At 74.0% G+C, this 23397-nt stretch carries 20 protein-coding genes and 1 pseudogene; 8 read left to right on the top strand and 13 right to left on the bottom strand.

The genetic code is table 11. The annotated features are described in order from the left end of the window. Positions 1–10: 10 nt before the first annotated feature. The 5 genes from EDD32_RS16345 to EDD32_RS16325 all read right to left on the bottom strand — a co-directional run bounded on the left by EDD32_RS16345 (position 11) and on the right by EDD32_RS16325 (position 6062). A complete protein-coding gene (locus tag EDD32_RS16345; protein ID WP_123919173.1) occupies positions 11–907 on the bottom strand; it encodes an ATP-grasp domain-containing protein in 897 nt (298 codons plus the stop codon). 13 nt (positions 908–920) lie between these two features. Next, positions 921–1691 carry a hypothetical protein gene (locus EDD32_RS16340; RefSeq protein ID WP_123920626.1) on the bottom strand — a complete coding sequence of 257 codons (771 nt, stop codon included), beginning with the start codon at positions 1689–1691 and terminating at the stop codon, positions 921–923. 73 nt (positions 1692–1764) lie between these two features. Then, on the bottom strand, positions 1765–2607 hold the full coding sequence (locus EDD32_RS16335) for a PRD domain-containing protein (protein ID WP_123920625.1): 843 nt from the start codon (positions 2605–2607) through the stop codon (positions 1765–1767). 60 nt (positions 2608–2667) lie between these two features. Then, positions 2668–4113, bottom strand: a complete 1446-nt coding sequence (locus EDD32_RS16330; RefSeq protein WP_246006185.1) for a glycoside hydrolase family 1 protein — start codon at positions 4111–4113, stop codon at positions 2668–2670. A gap of 38 nt (positions 4114–4151) precedes the next feature. Beyond that, positions 4152–6062 carry a beta-glucoside-specific PTS transporter subunit IIABC gene (locus EDD32_RS16325; protein ID WP_123919169.1) on the bottom strand — a complete coding sequence of 637 codons (1911 nt, stop codon included), beginning with the start codon at positions 6060–6062 and terminating at the stop codon, positions 4152–4154. 694 nt (positions 6063–6756) lie between these two features. Between EDD32_RS16325 and EDD32_RS16320 the strand changes: the two genes are divergently transcribed. Further along, positions 6757–8292, top strand: coding sequence for an HNH endonuclease signature motif containing protein (locus EDD32_RS16320; protein WP_170175331.1), 1536 nt, complete (start codon positions 6757–6759; stop codon positions 8290–8292). A 119-nt stretch (positions 8293–8411) separates the two neighbouring features. On the opposite strand, the gene EDD32_RS16315 is transcribed toward EDD32_RS16320, so the two are convergent. Then, positions 8412–8786 (bottom strand): ABC transporter ATP-binding protein/permease, encoded by a 375-nt coding sequence (locus EDD32_RS16315; protein WP_123919165.1) that lies wholly within the window; start codon positions 8784–8786, stop codon positions 8412–8414. 266 nt (positions 8787–9052) lie between these two features. Here EDD32_RS16315 and dinB point away from each other — a divergent pair, with 266 nt between their 5' ends. The 4 genes from dinB (at position 9053) to EDD32_RS16295 (ending at position 13062) form a co-directional block, all read left to right on the top strand. Continuing rightward, on the top strand, positions 9053–10306 hold the full coding sequence (gene dinB, locus EDD32_RS16310; protein WP_123919163.1) for a DNA polymerase IV: 1254 nt from the start codon (positions 9053–9055) through the stop codon (positions 10304–10306). Between the two features lie 76 nt (positions 10307–10382). Continuing rightward, positions 10383–11642 (top strand): 6-phospho-beta-glucosidase, encoded by a 1260-nt coding sequence (locus tag EDD32_RS16305; RefSeq protein ID WP_123919161.1) that lies wholly within the window; start codon positions 10383–10385, stop codon positions 11640–11642. Further along, positions 11639–12646, top strand: a complete 1008-nt coding sequence (locus EDD32_RS16300) for an N-acetylglucosamine kinase (protein WP_246006184.1) — start codon at positions 11639–11641, stop codon at positions 12644–12646. Before EDD32_RS16305 ends, EDD32_RS16300 begins: the two co-directional genes overlap by 4 nt. Beyond that, positions 12643–13062 carry a DUF1810 domain-containing protein gene (locus EDD32_RS16295; protein ID WP_123919157.1) on the top strand — a complete coding sequence of 140 codons (420 nt, stop codon included), beginning with the start codon at positions 12643–12645 and terminating at the stop codon, positions 13060–13062. The genes EDD32_RS16300 and EDD32_RS16295 overlap by 4 nt, the downstream gene beginning before the upstream one ends. Here the strand turns inward: EDD32_RS16295 and EDD32_RS20155 are convergent. Together EDD32_RS20155 and EDD32_RS16280 are read right to left on the bottom strand one after the other, a co-directional pair. Next, positions 12998–15587, bottom strand: a pseudogene (locus EDD32_RS20155) (HAD-IC family P-type ATPase). The gene EDD32_RS16295 and the pseudogene EDD32_RS20155 overlap by 65 nt on opposite strands. A gap of 93 nt (positions 15588–15680) precedes the next feature. Next, positions 15681–16154, bottom strand: coding sequence for a PGPGW domain-containing protein (locus tag EDD32_RS16280; protein WP_123919155.1), 474 nt, complete (start codon positions 16152–16154; stop codon positions 15681–15683). Positions 16155–16267: 113 nt separating this feature from the next. Here EDD32_RS16280 and def point away from each other — a divergent pair, with 113 nt between their 5' ends. Both def and EDD32_RS16270 read left to right on the top strand, forming a co-directional pair. Next, complete coding sequence (gene def / locus EDD32_RS16275; protein WP_123919153.1) at positions 16268–16756, top strand: peptide deformylase; 489 nt, start codon at positions 16268–16270, stop codon at positions 16754–16756. A gap of 205 nt (positions 16757–16961) precedes the next feature. Continuing rightward, complete coding sequence (locus EDD32_RS16270) at positions 16962–17462, top strand: DUF3145 domain-containing protein (protein ID WP_123919151.1); 501 nt, start codon at positions 16962–16964, stop codon at positions 17460–17462. 96 nt (positions 17463–17558) lie between these two features. Here the strand turns inward: EDD32_RS16270 and EDD32_RS16265 are convergent, their stop codons facing one another. The 5 genes from EDD32_RS16265 to EDD32_RS16245 form a co-directional block, all read right to left on the bottom strand. Continuing rightward, positions 17559–18791, bottom strand: coding sequence for a beta-ketoacyl-[acyl-carrier-protein] synthase family protein (locus tag EDD32_RS16265; RefSeq protein WP_123919149.1), 1233 nt, complete (start codon positions 18789–18791; stop codon positions 17559–17561). A gap of 91 nt (positions 18792–18882) precedes the next feature. Then, positions 18883–19134, bottom strand: a complete 252-nt coding sequence (locus EDD32_RS16260) for an acyl carrier protein (protein WP_123919147.1) — start codon at positions 19132–19134, stop codon at positions 18883–18885. A gap of 105 nt (positions 19135–19239) precedes the next feature. Next, entirely contained in the window at positions 19240–20256 is a 1017-nt protein-coding gene (locus EDD32_RS16255; protein ID WP_123919145.1) for a beta-ketoacyl-ACP synthase III, read from the bottom strand. After that, complete coding sequence (locus EDD32_RS16250) at positions 20253–21170, bottom strand: ACP S-malonyltransferase (RefSeq protein WP_123919143.1); 918 nt, start codon at positions 21168–21170, stop codon at positions 20253–20255. Before EDD32_RS16250 ends, EDD32_RS16255 begins: the two co-directional genes overlap by 4 nt. Positions 21171–21342: 172 nt before the next feature. Beyond that, a complete protein-coding gene (locus EDD32_RS16245; RefSeq protein ID WP_246006182.1) occupies positions 21343–22539 on the bottom strand; it encodes a PucR family transcriptional regulator in 1197 nt (398 codons plus the stop codon). 116 nt (positions 22540–22655) lie between these two features. Between EDD32_RS16245 and EDD32_RS16240 the strand changes: the two genes are divergently transcribed. Further along, positions 22656–23330 carry a hypothetical protein gene (locus tag EDD32_RS16240; RefSeq protein ID WP_123919139.1) on the top strand — a complete coding sequence of 225 codons (675 nt, stop codon included), beginning with the start codon at positions 22656–22658 and terminating at the stop codon, positions 23328–23330. Positions 23331–23397 lie beyond the last annotated feature (67 nt).

Genomic DNA, 23397 nt, shown 5'->3' with positions numbered 1-23397 from the left:
GACGGGGCCCTCAGATGGGCGGGGCCACGGCGCGGGAGACGATCGCGTCGGCGACCCGGCCGAGGGAGGCCGGGGCGACGTCGAGGTAGAGGTTCGGCTCGACCGCCTCGAGCTCGAGCAGCACCGGTGCGCCGTCGTCGCCCAGGACCATGTCGACCCGTGCGTAGAGCGGGGTGCCGCGGAAGCGGGCGGTGACGTCGTCGAGGACCCGGAGCACGAGGTCCAGCTCGGCCGGCTCGGCCTCGCCGGGGACCACGAGGTCCGGGTCGTACATCGCCTCGGCGGCGCCGAGCTCGTCGGCGCGCACGGGTGCCACCTCGTCGGGCCGCAGGACGGCGTGCTTGTGCAGGGTGTGGAGAGGCTCGCCGTCGATGCAGACCACCGCCGTCTCGCCCCGGGTGTCCACGGCGGGGAGGTAGGGCTGGACCATCGCCGTCCGGCCCCCGGCCTGGATGCGCGCCACGAGCTCGCGGGCGCGGTGGTGGCTGCGCTCACCGAAGCGGCCGGTGTCGCGGGCACCGGCCGAGACGCTCGGTTTGACGACGACCTCTCCGCGCAGCTCCGGCAACGGCTCGCCCGGCGCCACGAACGTCGTCGGGACGACCGGGATCCCGGCCGCGGCGAGGTCGGCGAGGTAGCGCTTGTCGCTGTTCCACCGCACGAGCGCGGGAGTGTTGTGCAGGCGTGGACCGACGGCGTCGGCCCACGCGAGGAACTCCACGCGCCGGGCCGGGTAGTCCCAGGTGGACCGGATGACGACGGTGTCGAAGGTGTCCCAGCGGGCGCCCGGCGTGTCCCAGGCGATCCTGGCGACGTCGATCCCCCGGCGGCCGAGCTCCTCGGCGAGGCGCTCGTCGTCGTCGAAGCCCGGCGGCACCGCCGTGCACGTCGCGATCGCGACCCTCACCCGTGCGTCTGCCTCACTGGTTCGCGGACCGCCACCACAGCGGGTGGTCCTGGCGCAGGTCGTGGTGCGAGGGCATGGGGTAGAACGCGAGGTCGGTGCCGTTGCCGAAGTAGAAGCCGCTGCCGTCCTTGACGGTGCGGTAGGTGAACTCCCCGGACGGTACCCGCTCGACCATCTTGGTCGACTTGTCGGGCTGGGAGACCTCCAGCAGAGCCTCACGAAGGTGGTGGAGGTTGGGGTACGGAAGGTCCGCGACGTGGCCGCGGGCGGGGTCGCTCGCCAGCTCACCGAGCTCGAGCTCGACGAACGCCAGGCCCGGGAAGCGCACGAACTTCGACGGCTGCACCGTGATGCCCTCGTAGAAGGTGCGGGGGTCCTGGTCGCTGACGACCAGGCTGGTGACCGGGGCGAGCTCCTTGTACAGGTGCAGACCGTCGCCGGCGGGCGGCAGGTCCGCGCTGCGCCCGAGCTCGAGCGTGGCGCCGTACGCGGTGGTCAGGTGGAGGCTGCCGAGCGCGTCGACCGGGACGTGCTCGAGCACCCGGTAGGTGGAGACGTACACCGAGCTCTTGGGGCGGCCGTCGGGGTGGGCGACGCACCGCTCGAACGCGGCCTCGAGGTCGAAGAAGTCGCCGAGCCGCACGGGGTCGACGTCGAAGAACAGCGCCTGACCCTTGGACTTGTAGCCGTACCCCGTGGCGTAGTACTGCCCGAACTTCTCCGGCGGGAGCTGGGAGGCGATCAGCGCCTCGGGCACCAGCGAGAAGTAGAGGTACGTCTGCATCATCGGCTCCGCTCGGGTGGGCGTCCTTGTCCGGGGCCAAGACTAGGGGCGACGGCGGCGAGCGTGGGCACGATCAGGCTCTGACCTCGTCCACCATGCGCGCGACGTGCAGCGTCAGGTACGTCACCTCGTCCTCGGTGAGCGGCTGGCCGAGCCGGAGCTCGAGGACCGCCTGCAGCTTCAGCGCCGTCGAGTAGGCCTCGGGGTAGGCGTCCCGGATGGCCGTGCCGAGCCGGCCTGCGCCGTCGTCGAGCTGGCGTCCGGTGTGCGCCCGGACGAAGAAGTACCGCAGGTGCGTGATGAACCGGGCCGCGTTGACCGTGTCCCGGTCGAAGGGCCGGGAGTACGTCTGCTCGAGGACGTCGAAGAGCTGCGCGAAGACGCCGGTCATGCGGTAGGTCTGCGACAGGTCGCCCGTGGCGAACCCGGCGTTGACCAGGTGCAGGGCGATCGGCACGGCCTCCTCCGGGGGGAGGGGCACCGCGAGCCGGGCGTTGACGAGCTCGAGGACGCGCCCGGCGGTGGCCAGCTCGGCGGGGTAGAGGTGCGCGACCTCGGCCCGGAGCGGGTACTCGATCTCGATGCCCTGGCGCAGGCGTTCGAGCGCGAAGCTGATGTGGTCGGCGAGGCCGACGACCGTGGTGGAGCCGGCCCGCCGGCCGGAGCCGGTGTCCGAGGCGGCCAGGGCCTGGTCGGCGAGGAGGAGGAGCTCGGGCGGGATCGCCGAGATGAGCGCACCGAAGTTGTCCGGGTCGCGGCCGTCCTCGGGCACGAAGACGCGCACCACCTTCTCCTGGTCGACGGTGTCACCGGGCCTCGCCTGGAAGCCCAGCCCGCGGCCGGTGAGGATGACGTCACTGCCGGCGTCGGTACGGGCGAGGACCACGTTGTTGTTGAACACCCGCAGGATCTCCACGCCCACCTCCTCTCCTCAGGCCCAGGGTGGCGGGAACCGTCCGGCCCCGCCACCCCGGTCTCAGTGCTGCAGCGCCGGAGCCACGTCGTCGGCGCGGCGGCCGAACATCGCGCCGTTGGTCGCGATGACCTGGCGATACCAGTGGAACGACTTCTTGCGGTACCGCTCCAGGCTGCCGGTGCCGTCGTCGTTGCGGTCGACGTAGATGAACCCGTACCGCTTGCTCATCTGGGCGGTCGAGGCGCTGACGAGGTCGATGCAGCCCCACGTGGTGTAGCCCAGCAGGTCCACGCCGTCGGCCAGCGCCTCGCCCACCTGCACGAGGTGGTCGTCGAGGTAGGCGATGCGGTAGTCGTCGACGACGGTGGGGGTGCCGTCCACCTCGACGAGCTGGTCGACGGCGCCGAGGCCGTTCTCCACGATGAAGAGCGGCTTCTGCCACCGCTCCCAGTAGTCGTTGAGGACGACGCGCAGACCCTGCGGGTCGATCTGCCAGCCCCACTCCGACGCCTCGAGGGTGGGGTTCGGGACGCCGCCCATGATGTTGCCAAGGCCGGCCACCTTCTTCTCGGGGTCGGCGGTCTCGCACAGGCTCATGTAGTAGCTGAACGAGACGAAGTCGACCGTGTGTCGCAGGTCCTCGCGGTCCTGGTCGGTGACGTCCAGCTCGATGCCGTGCTCGCGGAAGTACCGCAGCAGGTAGCCCGGGTACTCGCCCCGGCAGTGGATGTCACCGAAGGCGTAGTTGGCGTGCTCCGCCTGCATGGCCGCGACGACGTCCGCGGGGTCCGGGGTGAGCGGGTAGGTGGGCATGGCGAGGATCATGCAGCCGACCTGTGCACCGGGAGCGAGCTCGCGGGCGAGCCTGGTGGCGCGCGCGGACGCGACGAGCTCGTGGTGGATGGCCTGGTACAGGTCCTGCTCGCTCAGCTGGTCCTTCGGCGTCGGGATGCCGCCGGAGAGGAAGGGCTCGTGCAGCACGGAGTTGATCTCGTTGAACGTCAGCCAGTACCTCACCCGGTGGCCGTAGCGCTCGAAGAGCGTGCGGCAGTACCGCTCGTAGAACCCGATGAGGTCGCGGTTGGTCCACCCGCCGTAGGCGCGTGCCAGGTGCAGCGGTGTCTCGTAGTGGCTGATGGTGACGAGGGGCTCGATGCCGTGCCGCTCGAGCTCGTCGAGGACCCGGTCGTAGAAGGCGAGGCCCTCCTCGTTCGGGGCGTCGTCGTCACCGTTGGGGAAGATCCGGCTCCACGCGATCGAGAGGCGGAAGACCTTGAACCCCATCTCGGCGAACAGGGCGATGTCCTCGGCGTAGCGGTGGTAGAAGTCGACCGCCTCGAGCTTGAGGTTGTCCGGCGTGGGGGCCTCGGTGGGCGGCGTCTGGATGCCCCGGGGAAGGACGTCCTGGATGGACAGGCCCTTACCCCCCTCGGCGTAGGCGCCCTCGACCTGGTTGGCCGCGGTGGCGCCGCCCCAGAGGAAGCCGGCGGGGAAGCTGGTGGTCACGGTGCGCTCCGTCGTCGTCGGGAAGTGGTTCATCTGTCTCAGACCTGCACGGTCAGGGCCGGGTCACCGTGGGCCACGGTGCCGCTGGCGACCGGGACGACCGCGGTGAGCTCCTTGGTGTTCGTCACGACGAGCACCGTGGTGAGGTCGTAGCCGGCCTCGGCGACGACGTCCGGGTCGACGACGGCGATGAGGTCGCCGGCGCGGACCTGCTGACCGCGGGTCACCTCCGCGGTGAAGCCGCGTCCGCCGAGCTTGACGGTGTCGATCCCGATGTGGACGAGGGCCTCGACGCCCTCGGCCGACTTGATGCCGTAGGCGTGCCCGGTCTTCATCGCCACCTGGACCGTGCCGGTGATGGGCGAGTAGATGCGACCGTCGGAGGGCACGATGCCCACACCCTGTCCCATCGCGCCGGAGGAGAACACCTTGTCCTGCACGTCGGCCAGCGGCACGGCGCGGCCGGCGACGGGGGAGAGGACGTCGACGACGCCGGTGAGCGTGGCGGTCGAGGCCTGGGCGGCGCCCGAGGTGGCTCCCGGAACGGCGGGAACCGGGGCGCCCCCGGTGGTGGCGGCGGGGCTGACGGCGTCCGCGGACTCGCGAGGCCCGAAGAAGAAGGTCAGGGTGAAGGCGATCGCGACCGCGACGGCTGTGCCGATGAGCTGGAGGGTGAAGTTGCCGACGGCGGTGTAGGCGGGCAGGGCGAGCAGGGAGGGGAAGACGAAGGCGTTGGCGGCGCTGCCGCCGGCCGCCGCGATCGCGCCGCCGACGACGCCACCCGCGATGCCGAAGTAGAAGGGCTTCTTCAGGGGCAGGTTGACGCCGTAGATGACGGGCTCGGTGATCCCGGCGAGGAACCCGGAGAGCGAGCCCGTCGCGGCGACCTCACGACGTGCGTCGCTGTGGCTGCGGATCGCGACGGCGAGGGCGGCGGCCGCCTGCGAGAGGACCGCGGCGAGGAGCGGGCCCGTGAGGAGGGAGTAGCCCTGGGTCGTCAGGTCGTTCACCATGACGGGGACCAGGCCCCAGTGGAGCCCGAAGAGGACGAACACCTGCCAGAAGCCGCCGAGGATGGCGCCGGCGAGCCAGGGGGCGATGCCGAAGATCGCGTTGACGCCCGAGGAGATCCCCTGGGCGGCGTAGGTGGTGACCGGCCCGACCGTCATGAGGACGAGCGGCACCATGACGAGGATGGTCAGCAGCGGGACGCTGAAGTTGCGGATCGCGTCCGGGAGGACCTTGGCGAGGAACCGCTCGAGGTGGCTCTGGAGCCAGACGGCGACGATGATCGGGATCACCGAGCTCGTGTAGTTCATGAGCACGACCGGCAGACCGGCGAATGCCACCGGCTCGCCGGTCGCCGCCAGGGCGATGATCGAGGGGTACACCAGGGCGCCGGCGATGGCCATCGAGGTGAACTGGTTCGTCCTGAACCGCTTGGCCGCGGTGATGGCCAGGAACATCGGCAGGAAGTAGAAGAGTGCGTCCGCGGCTGCGGCGAGGATGACGTAGGTCTGGGACTCGGCCGCGAGCCAGCCGAACTGGGTCGCCATGCTCAGGAAGGCCTTGAGGAGTCCCGCACCCGCGAGGGGCCACAGCACCGGCTGGAAGATCGAGGAGATGAGGTCGATGAACCGGTTGAAGATGTTGCCCCCGGCCGGGGCGTCGGCGCCGGCGAGGCGGTCGTCGGTCAGCTTCGAGATCTTGCCGAGCTCGGCATAGACCGTCGGCACGTTGTTGCCGATGACCACCTGGTACTGGCCGCCCGCCTGCATCACCGTGATGACCCCGGGGAGCTTCTCGATGGCGGCCTTGTCGGCCTTGCTCTCGTCGCGCAGCTTCAGCCGCAGCCGGGTGGCGCAGTGCGTCGCGCTCGTCACGTTCTGCTCGCCGCCGACCTCCTGCAGGATGTCCTCGGCCAACGTGCGGTAGTTCACGGAACCCATCTCAAGACCTCTCTGTCCACGTCCCCGGGCACAAAAAAAGACCCGAGCCGCACGTGCGTGCGTCTCAGGTCTTGCCTCGTCGCCGAGTAACAATCCTTCAGGCAACCCTGCCTGTCGGGGAGGAACCTACACGGCGACCGGTCCGCAACACAAGTGTGTTCTGCGCCACTGGTCGGTGTCAGTGCCGGGCAGTACCGCCGCCAGAGGGATGAAAGGCGCGTGCGAAGCTCGAGCCCGCTCTCGGTGGGTCAGTTCCGTGGATTCTCGGTGGGTCAGTTCCGTGAATTGTCTCGACAAATGGGCGAAAGGTTGGTGGCTGTTCGTGGGGCTCGGGTCGCCGGCCGGCGAGCGGCCCTGGCGAATTAGTGGCGTGGCGTGGCCCACCGTGGCGCCGACGGCTTCTCACCTCCTTGGGTGTCCGGGCCGTTGTCGACGCACAGGTAGATGTGAGCGCAGGTGGGACCCTCGCGCGGCATGTCAGCGGTGAGCGTTCGTGCTGCTGGGTCCGGAAGCGCTCCCGCGTGACGGTGAACCGACGACCGGGATCTGTGGATATCCGTGGTTATCCACAAATTGATTCACACGAGTCGGAGGTATTGCGGTCCCGTACGCGCGTTCGATAAATTGGTGGCAGGTAGAGGACTCGATCCGAAACGCCCCGTGAAACGGGGCGGTGTGCCCTGGGGGGTGTGTGGTGGCGGCGGAGGCGGTGGTCGATCCCGGGACCGCGTTGGCGGCCGGGGTCGCCGACCTGCTGACCGCGTGCGCAGGGTTGGCCGAGCTGGACGTGCACGGGCTGGCGTTCACCGCCCTGGCCCAGACCGCCCAGGACTTGGAGCGGGTCCGCCGTCACCTCACCGGCCTGGAGGCCAAGGTCCTGGCCGCGGTCGACGCCGACGGGCGGTGGGCCACCGGCGGGGCCAGGACCCTGCCCGCCTGGGTCCGCCAGACCACCGGCGCCCACCCCGCCACCGCCGCCCGGCGGGTCCGTACCGCCCGGGCCCTGCGCGAGGTCCTGCCCGCCACCGCCACGGCCCTGTCCGCGGGGATGATCAGTGACGAGCACGTCGGGGTCCTGATCCGCCACGCCACCGACACCCCCGCCCGGGTGGCGCAGCTGGCCGACCCCGAGCTGGGTGAGGACTTCCTCCTCACCCACGCGCTGGGACTGGACGTGGCCCGGTTCACCCGCCTGGTCCAGCACTGGGCCATCCGCACCGACCCCGACGCCGCCGACCGGTCCTACACCGACGACCTGGACCGTGAGGAGCTGTTCATCTCCGACGTCCCCGGCGGGTCCCTCCTACGCGGCTTCCTCGCCACCGCCAACGCCACCGCCCTGAAAGAAGCCCTCACCGCCCGCACCGGCGTCCCGCCCGCCGGGGACACCCGCACCCCCGCCCAACGCCGCGCCGCGGCCCTGAACGGCCTCACCCACCTCGCCCTGGACTCCGGCACCCTCCAACCCACCGCCCGGATCCGCCCCCACCTGGCCGTGACCACCACCCTGGACACCCTCCTCGCCCTCACCGCCGCCTCCGCACACGGCACCGGCGGCGCCGGCGGCCCCGGGCGGGGTGACGCCGGCACGGGCGGCGTCGAGGACGCGGGCGAGGACGGGGACGCCCTCGCCCGGATCACCGCCGACCTCGACCCCGGTGTCCTCGCCGGGATCGAGGCCGCGACCCTGGCCGACAACACCCCCATCCCCTTCACCCTGCTCCAACGCCTGGCCTGCGCCAGCGCCGTCCACCGCGTCATCTTCGGCCCCGACGCCGAGATCCTCGACGTCGGCCGCGAAGAACGCCTCTTCACCACCGCCCAGACCCGCGCCATCATCGCCCGCGACCGGCACTGCCAGTACCCCGGCTGCGACGCCCCACCCGGCGAGGGCGAGATCCACCACAACCTCTGGTGGTACGCCCACCACGGCCCCACCGACATCACCAACGCCATCCTGCTGTGCTGGCACCACCACGACCACGTCCACGCCCAACACCTCACCATCGAACGCCACCCCACCCACTGGCGTTTCCTCGACCGCCACGGCACCCCCACCGGCACCACCCCCATCACCACCCCCGGAACACCACCGAGCCCCGGATCGCCACCGAGCCCCGGGTCGCCCCCGACCCCGGCATCACCACCGACCTCAGGGTCACCGCCGACCCCAGGGTCACCGCCGACCTCAGGGTCACCGCCGAGCACCGGATCGCCCCCGGGCACCTAGCCCTCACCCAGCGCCCGGTCGTCGCCGAGCCGAGGCGGCCGAGTCCGCGTGCCAGTCAGTCCGACGAACCGTGCCGGTCAGTCCGACGAGCCTCGTGGCCCGATCCGGTACGCCACCACTCAGGTGCACTGCGCGAGCTCCAGCCGCGCGTACGGGCCGCCGGCGTCGATGAGCTTGTCGTGAGCTCCGACCTCGACGCTGCTTCCGTGCTCTAGGACGAACGCGATGGTCTCGCCGGCGGCGACCTCGAGGTCGACGTCGACCACGGCGTCGGTCTCGGCGTCGGGATAGCGGAATCCCACGTGGTCGAACCGGACCAGGCCGCTCACCGAGCGCACCACGGCCTTGCCCTCGTTCTCCTCCAGGTTGGCCTCGGGGAGGACCTCGGCGATGGAGCGCACCGACTCCAGGCGGCGCTGGCCGATGGGCAGCACCATGAGCACCGGGGCCAGCCCGCCCGTGATGAGGCCGAAGTAGGCGGAGAGCTGCACCACCTCACCGGCGTGATGTCCGCCGTGCCGCTGACCGTGGCCCACGCCGCAGTGACGAGGGGGTGAGCTGACCGCGGGCACGTTCCCGCCGTCCCACCAGGGACATTCACCGACGTCGACGCGCACCTCCCGCGACGCGCCCGGCACGGGACGGTGCTGGCCGTCACCGCGGACGAGCGGGACCGGCTCCTGGACGCGTACGGCGGCGAGGCCGACGTCGCTTCGGAGAGACCTCGACAGTCGAACGCCTGTTCGCATAGGCTGGGCGCGTGCCCGACGGAGCGACGATCCTCCACGCCGACCTCGACGCCTTCTACGCGTCGGTGGAGCAGCTGCTCGATCCCGCCCTGCGGGGCCGGCCCATCGCGGTGGGCGGCAGCCCGAGCGGTGGCGTGGTGCTCGCGGCGTCCTACGAGGCCAAGGCCTTCGGCGTGCAGGGCGGGATGCCGGGCTGGCGGGCGGCCCGCCTGTGCCCGGACCTCACCTTCGTCCGCGGCAGCTTCGCGCGGTACCAGCCGCTGGCGGACCGCGTCATGGACATCCTCGGTGACGTCACGCCCCTCGTGCAGCGCATCTCCGTCGACGAGGCCTTCCTCGACGTCTCGGGGGCCGTCCACCTCTTCGGCCCGCCCGCGTCGATCGGGGCGCTGATCCGGCGGCGGGTGCGCGCGGAGGTGGGGCTGGCGATCTCGGTGGGCGCGGCCCGCACCAAGCACCTGGCCAAGGTCGCCTCGCAGGTGGCCAAGCCCGACGGGCTCGTCGTCGTCGAGCCGGGGCACGAGCGCGCCTTCCTCGACCCGCTGCCGGTGGCCCTCATGTGGGGGGTCGGCCCGGTGACGGAGCGGCAGCTCGCGGAGCGGGGCATCCGCACCGTCGGCGACCTCGCGGCCGCGCCGGGACCCATGCTCGAGCGTCTGCTCGGGCGCCCCGGGGGGACGCTGCACGCACTGGCGCTGGACGAGGACCCGCGCCGGGTCGCGACGTCGTCCCGGGCCCGGTCCGTCGGCGCCCAGTCCGCGCTGGGCCGGCGGGACCCGACGCCGGAGCTCGTCCGCTCGGTGCTCTCCCACCTCGCGGAGCGGGTCGCCGGGCGCCTGCGTGCCAAGGACCGCGCCGGCCGCACGGTCACGGTGCGGGTGCGGTTCGCCGGCATGCGGGCCGTCACCCGCTCCCTCACCCTCGCCGCCCCCGTCTCGTCGACGCTCACGCTCACCGAGGTGGCCGAGCGCCTCGTCCGGCAGGCCCTGGACGACCAGGACGGCGACCCCGAGATCACCCTTCTGGCGATCTCGGTGTCGAACCTCGCCGCCCAGCCGTCCATCCAGCTCGAGCTGCCTCTCCCCCCGCCCGACCCGTGGCGCCCCGGCTCGGCGACCGGCTCGGCCCGGTGGGCGCTGGACCGGTCGATGGACGCCGCGCGCGCCCGGTTCGGCAAGGACGCTGTCGGCTACCTCCCGGCGACGCTGGGCCGGACCGGCGGTGTGCCGGACGACCTCCGAGAGCTGGCCCAGCGGGACCTGTGAGGACGCCCGCCCGGCGTCGTCGTGCCACCCTGGTCCGGGGGCACGGCGCCCGGCCGGCCCACGGAAGGAGCAGCACGTGAAGGTCGCGGTCGTCGGCGGCGGGTCGACGTACACCCCCGAGCTCGTCGACGGGATCGCACGGCTGGGGAACCTGCTCTCGATCGAGGAGCTGGCTCTGACGGACCCGGCCGAGGAGCGTCTGGACCTGGTCGCGGGCGTGTCCTGGCGCATCCTGGCCCGTCAGGGCCACCCGGCCCGGGTGAGCGCGACGACGGACCTGGACGCGGCCGTGGACGGTGCCGGCGTCGTCCTGCTCCAGCTGCGTGTCGGCGGGCAGCGAGCCCGCGCGGTCGACGAGACCCTTCCGCTCGAGTGCGGCTGCGTGGGGCAGGAGACCACCGGCGCCGGGGGGCTGGCGAAGGCCCTGCGCACCGTGCCGGTCGTGCTGGACATCGCCGAGCGGGTCCGGGCCCGGGCGGCACCGAACGCCTGGGTCGTCGACTTCACCAACCCGGTCGGGATCGTCACCCGGGCGCTGCTCGACGCCGGGCACCGTGCGGTGGGCCTGTGCAACGTCGCCATCGGCAACCAGCGCGCCGTCGCTGCCCACCTCGGCGCGGACCCCGCCGACGTGAGCCTGGACCACGTGGGGCTCAACCACCTCACATGGACCCGGCGCGTCGTCGTCGGCGGCACCGACGTCCTGCCGGGCCTGCTGGACGAGGGCGCCGAGGTCCTCACCGAGCGGTCCGGCCTGCCTGCTGCCCTGCTGCGCCGGATCGGTGCCTGGCCCTCGTACTACCTGCGCTACTTCTACGACCACGACGCCGTCGTCCGCGAGCAGCGCACGAGCGCCTCGCGCGCCGAGGAGGTCGCCGCCATCGAGCGGGAGCTCCTCGACCTCTACGCCGACCCCGCCCTCGACGAGAAGCCGGCCCTGCTGGAGCGGCGCGGGGGCGCCTACTACTCCGAGGCTGCCGTGGACCTCATGGCCTCCCTCGTCGGCGACCGGCGCGACGTCCAGGTCGTCAACCTGCGCAACGCGGGGACGTTGCCCTTCCTCGACGACGGCGCCGTCGTCGAGGTGCCCGCCCGGGTCGGCGCCGGGGGCGTGGTGCCCGAACCCGTGGCGCCGCTCGACCCGCTCCTCGCCGGTCTGGTCGCGCACGTCAGCGCCTACGAGAGCCTCGCGCTCGACGCCGCGCTGCGCGGGGGGCGGGACCGTGTCTTCCGCGCCCTGCTCGCCCACCCGCTCATCGGTCAGGCGGAGACCGCCGACCGGCTGACCGACCTCCTCCTCGCCGCGAACCACGAGCACCTGCGGTGGCTGTCGTGAGCGTCCTGGCCGTCGACGGCGGGAACAGCAAGACCGACGTCGTCCTCGTCGCCGCGGACGGGACGGTGCTGGCGCGCGCCCGGGGTGGCGGATCGTGCCACCAGAGCGTGGGGATGACCACGACCATGAGCGTGATCGGTGAGCTCGTGGCGCGCGTCGCCGCCGACGCCGGGCAGGACCCGGCGGCCGGCCCGGTGGCCGACCACGGCGCGTTCTACCTGGCCGGGGCCGACCTGCCCGCGGAGACCGCAGCGCTCCGCGACCGGATCGACGCGGCCGGCTGGACGCAGCGGGCGGTGGTCGACAACGACACCTTCGCGCTCCTGCGGGCCGGGACCGACGCGGCCGACGCGGTGGCCGTGGTCGTGGGGGCGGGCGTCAACGCCGTCGGCGTCGCCGCCGACGGCGCGGTGGCCCGGTTCCCCGCGCTGGGGCGGCTCTCGGGCGACTGGGGCGGCGGGGAGGACCTCGCCGCGGAGACGCTGTGGCTCGCGGTGCGGGCCGAGGACGGCCGGGGCGCGCCCACCGCCCTGCGCGACGCCGTCATCGGCCACTTCGGCGTCACGACGGTCGCCGAGGTCGTCGCGGGCATCCACCTGGGCGACATCCCTGCCGCCCGGCTGCTCGGGCTGACCCCGGTGCTGCTGCGGGTGGCCGGCGCGGGTGACCCCGCCGCCGTCGCCGTCGTGCGGCGCATGGCGGAGGAGGTGGTGCTCCTCGCCACCGCCGCCCTGGGCCGGCTCGGACTGCTGCGGACGGCGGTCGACGTCGTCCTCGGCGGCGGGGTCCTCGCGGCCCGCGACCCGCTGCTCCTCGGGGCGGTCGAGGCGGGTCTGGCCGACGGCGCGCCGTCGGCGTCCGTGCGTGTGGTGGACGCCCCGCCGGTGCTCGGCGCGGCCCTTCTCGGCCTCGACGCGGTGGGCGCACCACCGGGCGCGGAGGAGGTCCTGCGCTCCACGCTGGGGACATCCCTACCGAAGGACACCACGACAGGGGAGCCATGACCGACGAGCACGACCTCGAGAGGTTCGTCCGGGCCCAGGACGGCACCTACGACGCCGCTCTGGCCGAGCTGGGCCGCGGACGCAAGACGGGGCACTGGATGTGGTTCGTCTTCCCGCAGGTCGCCGGGCTGGGCCGCAGCGAGACGGCGCGGCGGTTCGCCATCACCTCCGCGGCCGAGGCCCGGGCCTACCTGCGGCACCCGGTCCTGGGGCCCCGTCTCGTCCAGTGCGCGCGGACCGTCGCGGCGAGCCCCGCCCCCACGGCGCAGGAGCTGCTCGGCGGGATCGACGCGGTCAAGCTCCGGTCGTCGATGACGCTGTTCGCGGCCGCCGATCCCGACGAGCCGGCGTTCACCGCGGTGCTGGACCGGTACTACGGCGGCTCGGCCGACCCGGAGACCCTCGCCCGGCTCTGACGGCCGACCCGGTCGGCGGCGCCCCGGCGGGCGGGTACCCGCGGTGGGCGAGACGGTGCACGACGACGAGCGCGAGCCCGGCCCCGAGGACCAGGGCACCGGCGACCGCCCACGCGCGCGGCGGCAGGGTGGTGAGCGCGAAGAACGACCGCGTCCACGGCACCACCATCAGCGCGGCGAACGTGCCGACCAGCGCCGCGAGGAGGCCCAGCTCCCAGCGCCGTAGCGGCACCATGAGCAGGGTGAGGACGCTCAGGCCGATCCCGAGCAGGACCACCGTGGCCGTGGTCCGGGCGGCGCCGACGCCCAGGCCGGCGCCGAGCGCCAGGGCGTAGCCACCGAAGGTCGCGGCCGCTGCGACGGTCCCGGCCGGCACGGCGAAGCGCAGCACCCGGCGCAGGAAGTCGGGCCGGGACCGCTCGAGGTTCGGGGCCAGGGCGAGGAAGAACGCCGGCACGCCGATCGTGAGGGTGGAGACGATGGTGAGGTGCCGCGGGAAGAACGGGAACGGCAGCTGGGCCACCCCGACCGCGACGGCCAGGACGGCGACGTAGACGGTCTTGGTGAGGAACAGGTGCGCGACCCGCTCGATGTTGGCGATGACCCGGCGGCCCTCGGCGACCACGCCCGGCAGCACGTCGAACCGGTCGTCCATGAGCACGAGCTGGGCCACCGCCCGGGCGGCGGGGGCGCCGCTGCCCATGGCCACGCCGATGTCCGCCTCCTTCAGCGCCAGGACGTCGTTGACGCCGTCGCCGGTCATGGCGACGACGTGCCCGCGCCCGCGCAGGGCCCGGACCATCTCCCGCTTCTGCTGCGGCGTCACCCGGCCCAGGACGGCTGCGCCCTCGACGGCGTCGGCCAGGTCCGGACCCAGGGTGCGGGCGTCCACCGGCCGGTCCGCGCCGGGCAGGGCGAGCTCGGCGGCCACCGCGGAGGCGGTGCGAGGGCTGTCGCCCGAGATCACCTTGACGTCGACCCCCTCGGCGGCGAAGTAGCGCAGGGTGGCGGCGGCGTCGGGGCGCACCCGCTCCGCCAGCGCGACGAGGGCGACGGCGACGAGCGTGCCGGGGGGCTGCCGGTCCCCGGCCCGTGTCGTCCGCGGCCCGCTGGCCGGGAGCTCGCCCGTCGTCCGCGTCCCGGTGGCGGGGAGCTCGCCCGTCGTCCGCGTCCCGGTGGCCGGGAGCTCGCCGGCTCCGGCCAGGAGCAGCACCCGCTGCCCCGCGGCCGACCGTCGTTCGGCCTCGGCCACGGCCGGCGCGCCGGGCGGGAGGAGCATCTCCGGGGCGCCCAGCACCCACGTCCCGTGCCCGGCCACCGTGACCCCGCTCCACTTGCGGGCCGAGGAGAAGGGCACCTCGTCGGGTCACCACCCACCCGTCCGGCGCGGGGAAGGCGCGCGCGAGGGCGAGGGTGGAGGCGTTGGGGTTCTCGTCGGCGTGGGCGATCGCCCCCAGCGCCGCCTCGGCCGGGCCCTCGCCGAAGGGCACGACCGCGGCCACCGACATCGCGGGCTCGGTGAGGGTGCCGGTCTTGTCGATCCCGACCACGTCGACCCGCGCCAGCCCCTCGATGGCCGGCAGCTCCTTGACGAGCACGCCGCGCGCCCCCAGCCGGACGACGCCCACGGCGAACGCCACCGAGGTGAGCAGCACCAGCCCCTCCGGCACCATGCCGACGACGCCCGCGACAGAGGATCGGACCGCCGCGGCGAGCGACTCCTGCTCGACGAGGAGCTGGGTCGCCACGAGCAGCACCGCCGTGGGCACCAGCACCCAGGTGATCACCCGGAGCACGCGGTCGAGAGCGACGCGGATCTCGCTGGCGACGAGGGTGAACCGCCGGGCCTCGGCCGCCAGCGTCACGGCGTAGGCTGCCTCGCCCACCCGGTCCGCGCGGTACCGGCCCCACCCGGCGACGACGAAGCTGCCCGACAGGACGGTCTCGCCCACCCCGCGGGGCTCGGGAGCGGCCTCACCGGTGAGGAGGGACTCGTCGACCTCCAGGCCCTCCGCCCGCAGCAGCGGCCCGTCGACGACGAGCTGGTCGCCGCGGTGGACCTCCACCACGTCGCCGAGCACGACCTCCGCGGCGCCGACCCGGGCGGTGGCGCCGTCGCGCACGACCGTCGCGACGGGGGCCTCGAGCACCGAGAGGCGGTCGAGCGTGCGCTTGGCCCTGAGCTCCTGGACGATCCCCACCGCCGCGTTGGCGACGATGACGATGCCGAAGAGTGCGTCCTGCAGGGGCCCGACGACGAGGATCACCGCGAGCAGGGCGCCGAGGAGGACGTTGAAGCGGGTGAGGAGGTTCGCCCGGAGGATCTGCGCGACGGTGCGGCTGGGCCGCTCGCTCGTGCGGTTGACCTGGCCGGCCCGGACGCGCTCGGCGACCTCGGCAGCGGTGAGCCCGGTCTCGGCAGGCACCGCTCCGGCGGCCGGGTACGCGCTCGCCTCCCCGGTCTCGGTCCCCGCCGCGGAGGACCGGGGGAGCGCGGCGGCGGCCCCCTCGGGCTGCTCGACCATCTCTCCCTCCCCGGCCCGGTCGCGCCGACGGGCCTGGGTCCAGCGTGCCCGGCGGGCCGCTGCGGGCGCCAGAGGCCTAGGGCCCCGAGCGGGTCAGCGCTCCTCGGACAGCTGCGAGGGGGCGCCGAGAGTCATGCCGTGCCGCTCGGCCTCGCGCCGCAGCCGCAGGGCGAGCAGACGCTCGCGGTAGCCGACGACGGTGCCCACGACGATCGCGGTGCCGCTGAGGAGGAGCCCGACGCCCACCCCGACGCCCGCGAAGGGGATGAGGTCGGGCGCGACGACCGCGACGGTGCCCACCGCGAGCAGCACCGCGCCGAAGCCGATCGCGACGGCGGTGTTGAGCGGGCTCGCCCCCGCGAGCGCCGTGACGTCGTGGGCGCGCCGGCGCACGTGGTGGACGTGCTTGCGGGCCCAGGCGTACTCCGTGGCGAGGATGGCCAGGCCGGCGGCCGTGCCGAGCAGGCCCGGGCCGGGGAGCACCAGCATGAGCAGCCCCGCCACGAGGACCGTGGCGCCGACGACGGTGACGGCACCACGGCGCACCATGCGGAGCAGTCCGGGCATGCCTTCCAGGCTCTCACACCTTCGTCGCGGTGGGCAGGGGGTGAGACGAACTCCCCACCGGCCGCGGCCGCCGGCCGTCGGGGACGCGCGGGCGATCGTGAAACGATGGCCCCATGGCCATGCGTGAGATCCGTACCGTCGGCGACCCCGTCCTGCGCACCCCCTGCGAGGACATCACCGACATCGACGACCGTGTCCGCTCCCTGGTGGAGGACCTCCTCGAGACCGTCGACACCGAGGGACGCGCCGGCCTGGCCGCCAACCAGATCGGCGTCGGGCTCCGGGCGTTCTCCTGGAACATCGACGACGAGATCGGCTACGTCCTCAACCCGCGCATCGTCGAGCTGTCCGAGGACGAGTTCCAGGACGGCGACGAGGGCTGCCTGTCGGTCCCCGGGCTGTGGTTCCCCACCCGGCGCGCCTGGTACGCCCGTGTCGAGGGCATCGACCTGGACGGCAAGGAGGTGGTGGTCGAGGGCGAGGAGCTCATGGCCCGCGCCCTCCAGCACGAGGTCGACCACCTCGACGGCAAGCTCTACCTCGACCGGCTCGAGCCCGCCGTGCGCAAGAAGGCGATGAAGGCGGTCCGCGAGCTGCTCTGAGTGGTTGGGCGTCTTTGCGGGCCGCCAACCGCCGTCCGCTCAGCGGTGCTCGTGGGATCGCCGTACGGCTCGCCGCGCCCACGTGTGGCGCGAGCGGCTCCCTGTACGGCATGATGACGCTGTTCGCCGCGCGAACAGCTCTCGCCTGTGAGGTACCGAGGTCGTTGGGGAAGACGCACCTCGAAACCAACCAGGAGGAGTCGACATGAGTGGTGCCTTCACCCGCGGCGTCATCTTCGTGCACTCTGCGCCCCGGGCGCTGTGCCCCCACGTCGAGTGGGCGGCGGGCACGGTGCTGGACGCGCGCGTGACGATGGAGTGGACGGTGCAGCCCGCCGCCGACGGCCTGTTCCGGGCCGAGCACTCCTGGGTCGGCCCGGTCGGCACGGGGGCGCGTCTGGCATCGGCGCTGCGCGGATGGACCCACCTGCGCTACGAGATCACCGAGGAGGCGAGCCCGGGCTGCGACGGCGGACGCTGGTCGCACACCCCCGAGCTCGGGATCTTCCACGCGCAGACGGACACCCACGGCAACGTGGTCGTGCCCGAGGACCGTGTCCGCGCGGCGCTGGAGCACGCCGGTGACCCCCTGCGCCTGCGCCACGAGCTCGACCTGGCGCTGGGCCAGGCCTGGGACGACGAGCTCGAGCCCTTCCGGTACGCGGGTGCGGGTGCCCCCGTGCGGTGGCTCCACCGGGTCGGCTGACCCGGCTCGGTGACGCCGGTCGGCGGGCCGGCGGGCGCGTGACGCGACGAGGGCGCCCCGGGAGGTCTCCCTGGGCGCCCCTCGAGGTGCTGCGGTCTAGGCGGAGGCGAACAGCACCGCCACGTTGTGCCCGCCGAAGCCGAACGCGTTGTTGAGCGCGGCGACCTGGCCGGTGGGCAGGGCGCGCGGCTCGTCGCGCACCAGGTCGATCGCCAGCCCCTCCTGGAGGTTGTCGACGTTGATCGTCGGCGGGGCGGTGCGCTCGCGCACCGCCAGGACCGTGAGGACCGCCTCGAGGGCACCGGCGCCGCCGAGGAGGTGCCCGGTCATGGACTTCGTCGCGGACACGCAGGCCCCCGCGCCCAGGACGCGCGCGATGGCGCCCGCCTCCACGCCGTCGCCGGCGGGGGTGGAGGTGGCGTGGGCGTTGACGTGGACGACGTCGGAGCCGGCCAGGCCGGCGTCGGCCAGGGCGATGCGCATGGCGCGCTCCTGGCCCGCACCGGTCGGGTCGGGCGGGGCGATGTCGAAGGCGTCGGCGGACATCCCGACCCCGGCGACGACCGCGTGGACGCGGGCGCCGCGGGCGGCGGCGTGCTCGGCGGACTCCAGGACGACGATGCCGGCGCCCTCACCCATGACGAACCCGTCCCGGTCGACGTCGTAGGGACGCGAGGCCGCCTCCGGGTCGTCGTTGCGGGTGGACAGCGCCTGCATCTTGGCGAAGGAGGCGAGCGGCATCGGGTGGATCGCGGCCTCGGCGCCGCCGGCGATGACGACGTCGGCGCGCCCGGAGCGGATCATGTCGACCCCGTAGGCGATGGCCTCGGCGCCCGACGCGCAGGCGGAGACCGGGGCGTGGGCGCCGGCTCTCGCGCCGAAGCGCACGGAGATGTTGGCGACGGGGGAGTTGGCCATGAGCATGGGCACCGTCAGCGGCATGACCCGCCGGGCGCCCTTGTCCTTGATGGTGTCCCAGGCGTCGAGGATGGTCCAGACCCCGCCGATGCCGGAGCCGACGACGGCGCCGAGGCGTTCGCCGTCGACCTCGGGGCTGCCGGCGTCGGCCCAGGCCTCGAGCGCGGCGATCATGGCGTACTGGGCCGAGGGGTCCAGGCGGCGCAGCTGGGGCCGGGGGAGGACGTCCTCGGGCTTGACCGCGACCTCGGCGGCGAAGCTGACGGGCAGCTCGTAGCGTTCGGCCCAGTCGTTGTCGAGCGTGTGCACGCCCGACTTGCCGGCGAGGACCGCCGACCAGGTGGACGCGACGTCCCCGCCGAGCGGGTTGGTGGTGCCGAGGCCGGTCACGACGACGGTGGTCGCTGCCATGCGGGTGCTCCTTCGGGCTGTGCGGGGCTGTGCGGGGCGGTGCTGGCCGTGCCACGGCCGGGGCGCGCGGGGCGCGCCCCGGCCGGTGAGGTCAGGCCTGCTGGGCGCCGTTGATGTAGGCGACGGCGTCCTGGACGGTCTTGAGGTTGCCGACCTCCTCGTCGGGGATGCGGACCTCGAACTTCTCCTCGGCGAGGGTGGCGATCGTCATCATCGACAGGGAGTCGACGTCGAGGTCGTCCGTGAAGGACTTCTCGGGGGTGACGGAGTCCACCGGCAGGCCGGTCTCCTCGTTGACGATCTCGGCCAGCCCGGCCAGGATCTCCTGCTCGCTGTAAGCCATGTGTTCTCTCCCTTGTTGTGTCACGTGCGGTGAAGTCTCACGTGGGTGGTCGGTGGACAGTCTGGTGGGGGCCCGCCGCCCGTGCCAGGGCGGCACGCGGGTGGGTCAGGGCAAGACGACGACCTGGGCGGCGTAGACCAGCCCGGCGCCGAACCCGATCTGCAGGGCGATGTCGCCGCTGCGCGCCTGCCCCTCGCGCAGGAGCCGCTCGGTGGCCAGCGGGATCGACGCGGCGGAGGTGTTGCCCGTCTCGGCGATGTCCCGGCCCACGACGACGTCGTCGCGCAGGCCGAGCTTCTTGACCATGTGGTCGATGATCCGCATGTTCGCCTGGTGCGGGATGAACACGTCGATGTCCTCCGGGCGCAGCCCGGCCGCCTCGATGGCGCGCTCCGCGGTCGGCGTCATCTGGAAGACGGCCCACTTGTACACCGAGGGCCCCTCCTGGCGCAGGGTCGGCCAGTCGACCTCCGCGCCGGGACCCGCGGTGCGGTAGTCCAGCCACGAGTGCGTCTGCTTGATCATCCCGGCGGCCGAGCCGTCCGAGCCCCACACCGTCGGCCCGATGCCCGGGGTGTCCGAGGGGCCGACGACGGCGGCGCCGGCGCCGTCACCGAGGAGGAAGGAGATCGACCGGTCGGTGGGGTCGATGAAGTCGGACATCTTCTCCACGCCGATGACCAGGACGTGCCGGGCGGTGCCCGCGCGGACCATGGCGTCGGCCTGGGCGATGCCGTAGGCGTACCCGGCGCACGCGGCCGAGATGTCGTAGGCCGCGGCGGGCGTCGCGCCGATCCGGTCGGCGACGACCGCCGCGAGGGACGGCGTCTGCTCGAACCACGTCACGGTGGACACGACCACGGCGTCGACGTCCGACCCCGTCAGCCCCGCGGCCTCGAGCGCGGCCCGGGCGGCGCCCTCGGCCAGGTCGGCGACGTCGACGTCCTCGCCCGCGCGGCGGCGCGAGACGATGCCGGTGCGCTGGCGGATCCACTCGTCGGAGGAGCTGATCGGCCCGACGATGTCGTCGTTGACGACGACGTTCTCGCCGCGGACCCCGCCGACGCCGAGGATCCGGGCGTGCTCGACGGGTGTGGAGACGCGCAGGGTGGGGCGGGTCATCGGGATCCTCCGTGGCTGTCGATGAGCTCGCGTGCGGCGGGCAGGTCGTCCGGGCTCTTGAGGGCCACCGTCTCGACCCCGGGCAGGGTGCGCCGGGCCAGACCCGTGAGCACCCCGCCGGGGCACAGCTCCACGGCGGCGGTGACGCCGGAGGCGAGCATCTGCTCGCAGCACAGGTCCCAGCGCACGGGGCTGGCCACCTGGGTGACGAGGCGCTCGAGGGCGTCGGCCCCGGAGGACACCACGGCGCCGTCGGCGTTCGAGAGCAGCGTGGTGGCCGGGTCGGCCGGGGTGAGGCCGGCGGCCGTGGCGCGGACCGCCGCGACGGCGGGGGCCATGTGCTCGGTGTGGAAGGCGCCCGCGACCTGCAGCGGGATCACCCGGGCACGCGGGGGCGGGTCGGCGGCGAGAGCGGCGAGCTGGTCGGCGGTGCCGGCGGCGACCACCTGCCCCCCGCCGTTGACGTTGGCAGCGGTGAGGCCGTGCCGCGCCAGGGCCGCCTCGACCTCGTCGGGGCGCCCGCCCACGACGGCGGTCATGCCGGTGGGGACGGCCGCCGCGGCGTCGGCCATGGCCCGGCCACGCTCGCGGACGAGCACCAGGGCTGCGTCGTCGGTCAGGACCCCGGCGACGGCGGCCGCGGCCAGCTCGCCCACGGAGTGCCCCGCGGCCAGGTCGGCGCGGGGGCGCCCGAGCGCGTGGTGGCTCAGCAGGGAGGCGGCCACGAGCAGCGGCTGGGCGACCCGCGTGTCGCGGATGGTCTCGGCGTCCGCCGTCGTCCCGAGGGTGACGAGGTCGAGCTCGGTGACGTCGCTGTAGTGCTCGAGCAGCTCACGCAGGTGGGCGAGCTCGAGCCAGGGCGCGAGCATCCCGGGGGTCTGGGCGCCCTGTCCGGGGCAGAGAACGGCTAGCACCGTCCAACCTTGCCCGCCGGGGAGGGGGCCGCCGCGCCTACGGGGCCTACCAAGTCCCGCGGAGGCGCTTGTGCGATACCTACAAGTCCGTGACGCCGGTCACTGGCCCGCCCCTCGGGGCGGCGCGGGCGCGGGACGTGCGTCACACGCCGGCCTGTCGGGCGCGAGGCGCTCACACGCCCGAGTGCCCGGCGTCGGTCTGCGTGAGGCGGCCGACGGCGAGGGCGATCTGGAGGACGAAGCCCTCCCGGGCGTCGGTGGGGTCCCACCCCACCACCTGGGCGATGCGCCGCAGGCGGTACCGCACCGTGTTGGGGTGGACGAACAGGGCGCGCGCGGCAGCCTCGAGCGAGCGGCCCTGCGCGAAGTACTCCTCCAGGGTCTGCACGAGCGTGGCGCCGCCGGCGACGAGCGGCTTGTACAGGTCCTCGACAAGGGTGCGCCGGGCGAGGGGGTCCCCGTTGAGCATCCGCTCGGGCAGCAGCTCGTCGGCCAGCACGGGCCGCGGGGCGCCGGGCCAGGCGCGCACGGCCAGCTGGCCGGCCACCGCGGCCCGGGCCGCCCGGCCGGCGTCGCCGACGTCGCGCACCTGCGGGCCCAGGACCACCGGGCCCGGGGCGAACCGGGGCAGCAGGGACTCGGCGGCGGCGCGCAGGTCCCCCTCACCGCCGAGGACGACGACGAGACGGTCGCCCTGGATCCCGACGAGGGCGTCGGCGGCGGCGCGGCGGCACGCCCGGCGCAGGTCGGAGGTGCGCCGCTCGTCCATCGCCGCAGGCGCCGGGCCGACGAGGACGAGGGTGGCGCCCAGGCCGGACCACCCCAGGGCCGCGATCCGCGAACGGACCGAGTCGTCGGCGACGCCGCGCACGAGCGAGTCGACCACGAGAGCCTCGAGCCGGGCGTCCCAGGCGCCGCGGGTCTCGGCCGCGCGGGCGTAGATCTCCGCCGCGGAGAACGCGACCTCGCGCGAGTAGACCAGGACGGCGTCGCGCAGCTCGCGCTGCTGGCCGGGCTCGGCGAGCTGGACGGCGTTGTCCTCGACGACCTCGACGACGATCCGGACGAGCTGGAGGGTGTGCTGCAGCGAGATCGACCGCGTCAGCTCGGGCGGCGCGGCGCGGAAGATCTCCTGGGCGTTGTAGGAGCCCGAGGAGGGCTGCTCGTACCAGGTGATGAAGGCGGCGATGCCGGCCTGGGCCACCAGACCGATCCACGAGCGGTCCTCGGCGGCCAGGGACCGGTACCAGTCGAGCTCGGCGTCGAGGCGCCGCAGGGCGGCCGAGGTGAGCATGTCCGTGCCGCCACGCAGGCGGCGCACGACGTCGGAGCTGCCCTCCTCCCGGCTGACCCGCTCGCTGACCGTCATGCGTGCGAGCATAGCGAGGGGTTGTGGGATGCCTACAAAGTCGGCCGGTACCGGCCGCCACGCCTGCGGCCCCCGTCGGGCGGCAGGGCCGGGGCGATGCGGATATGGTCGTCGGCATGGCACTGCTGAGACGACTGCGCGCCCTCCTCGGGCGGAAGAAGCCGGTCCGCCGCGTCGGGATGCGCCGTCCCTCCGCGGTCCCGCCGACCGCCGACGTCCCGCGTGAGGACTCCCTCCGGGCGCGGCTCGTGGAGGACCCGAACGACATCGAGGCCTTCGGGGCCCTCGCCGACCTGGTGCGCCGGCGCGCCAGCGGGGTCGGCCCGGCCGACCCGCTCACCGCGGACCAGGAGCCCGCGGACCGCGAGCGCGCCGAGAACCTCGCGGTGTGGGCCCTCGCCGAGGAGATCGCGGGCAACCCGCGCGCCTGGTACGCCCTCATCGAGCTCGCCCGCCTCTCCCTCGTCGACGACCACGAGGGCGCGATGCGCCGGCTCAACGGCGCCTGCGAGCGCGACCGGACGGGCCGCGCGGTCAGCGAGAGCGTGCGGATGCTGCGCGAGTCGGGGCTGCCGGGCGACGGCCTGGGGCTGGGCGTGGGGCACTGGTCCCCACGCGAGCACGAGGTCGAGGCCGGACGTCAGGTGGTCCTGGCCGCCCTCGACGCCGGCCGCCCGCTCGACGCGCGCCGCCACCTGGGCGAGCTCGCCGACTCTCCCGACGCGGCCGGCGTGGCCCGGGTCACCGCCGAGCTGGAGCCGCTCGTGGCAGCCGCGCAGGTCCAGGCCTAGCATCATCGGCGGGCCCCGCCACGCCCGGCAGGACGCACGGCGTCCCCGTGGTGGGGAGAGGGACGGG

It is taken from the genome of Georgenia muralis (assembly GCF_003814705.1).
GTDB lineage: Bacteria > Actinomycetota > Actinomycetes > Actinomycetales > Actinomycetaceae > Georgenia > Georgenia muralis.
The sequence above is the reverse complement of the archived record's forward strand: the minus strand, read 5'-3'. Positions and strand labels throughout refer to the sequence as shown.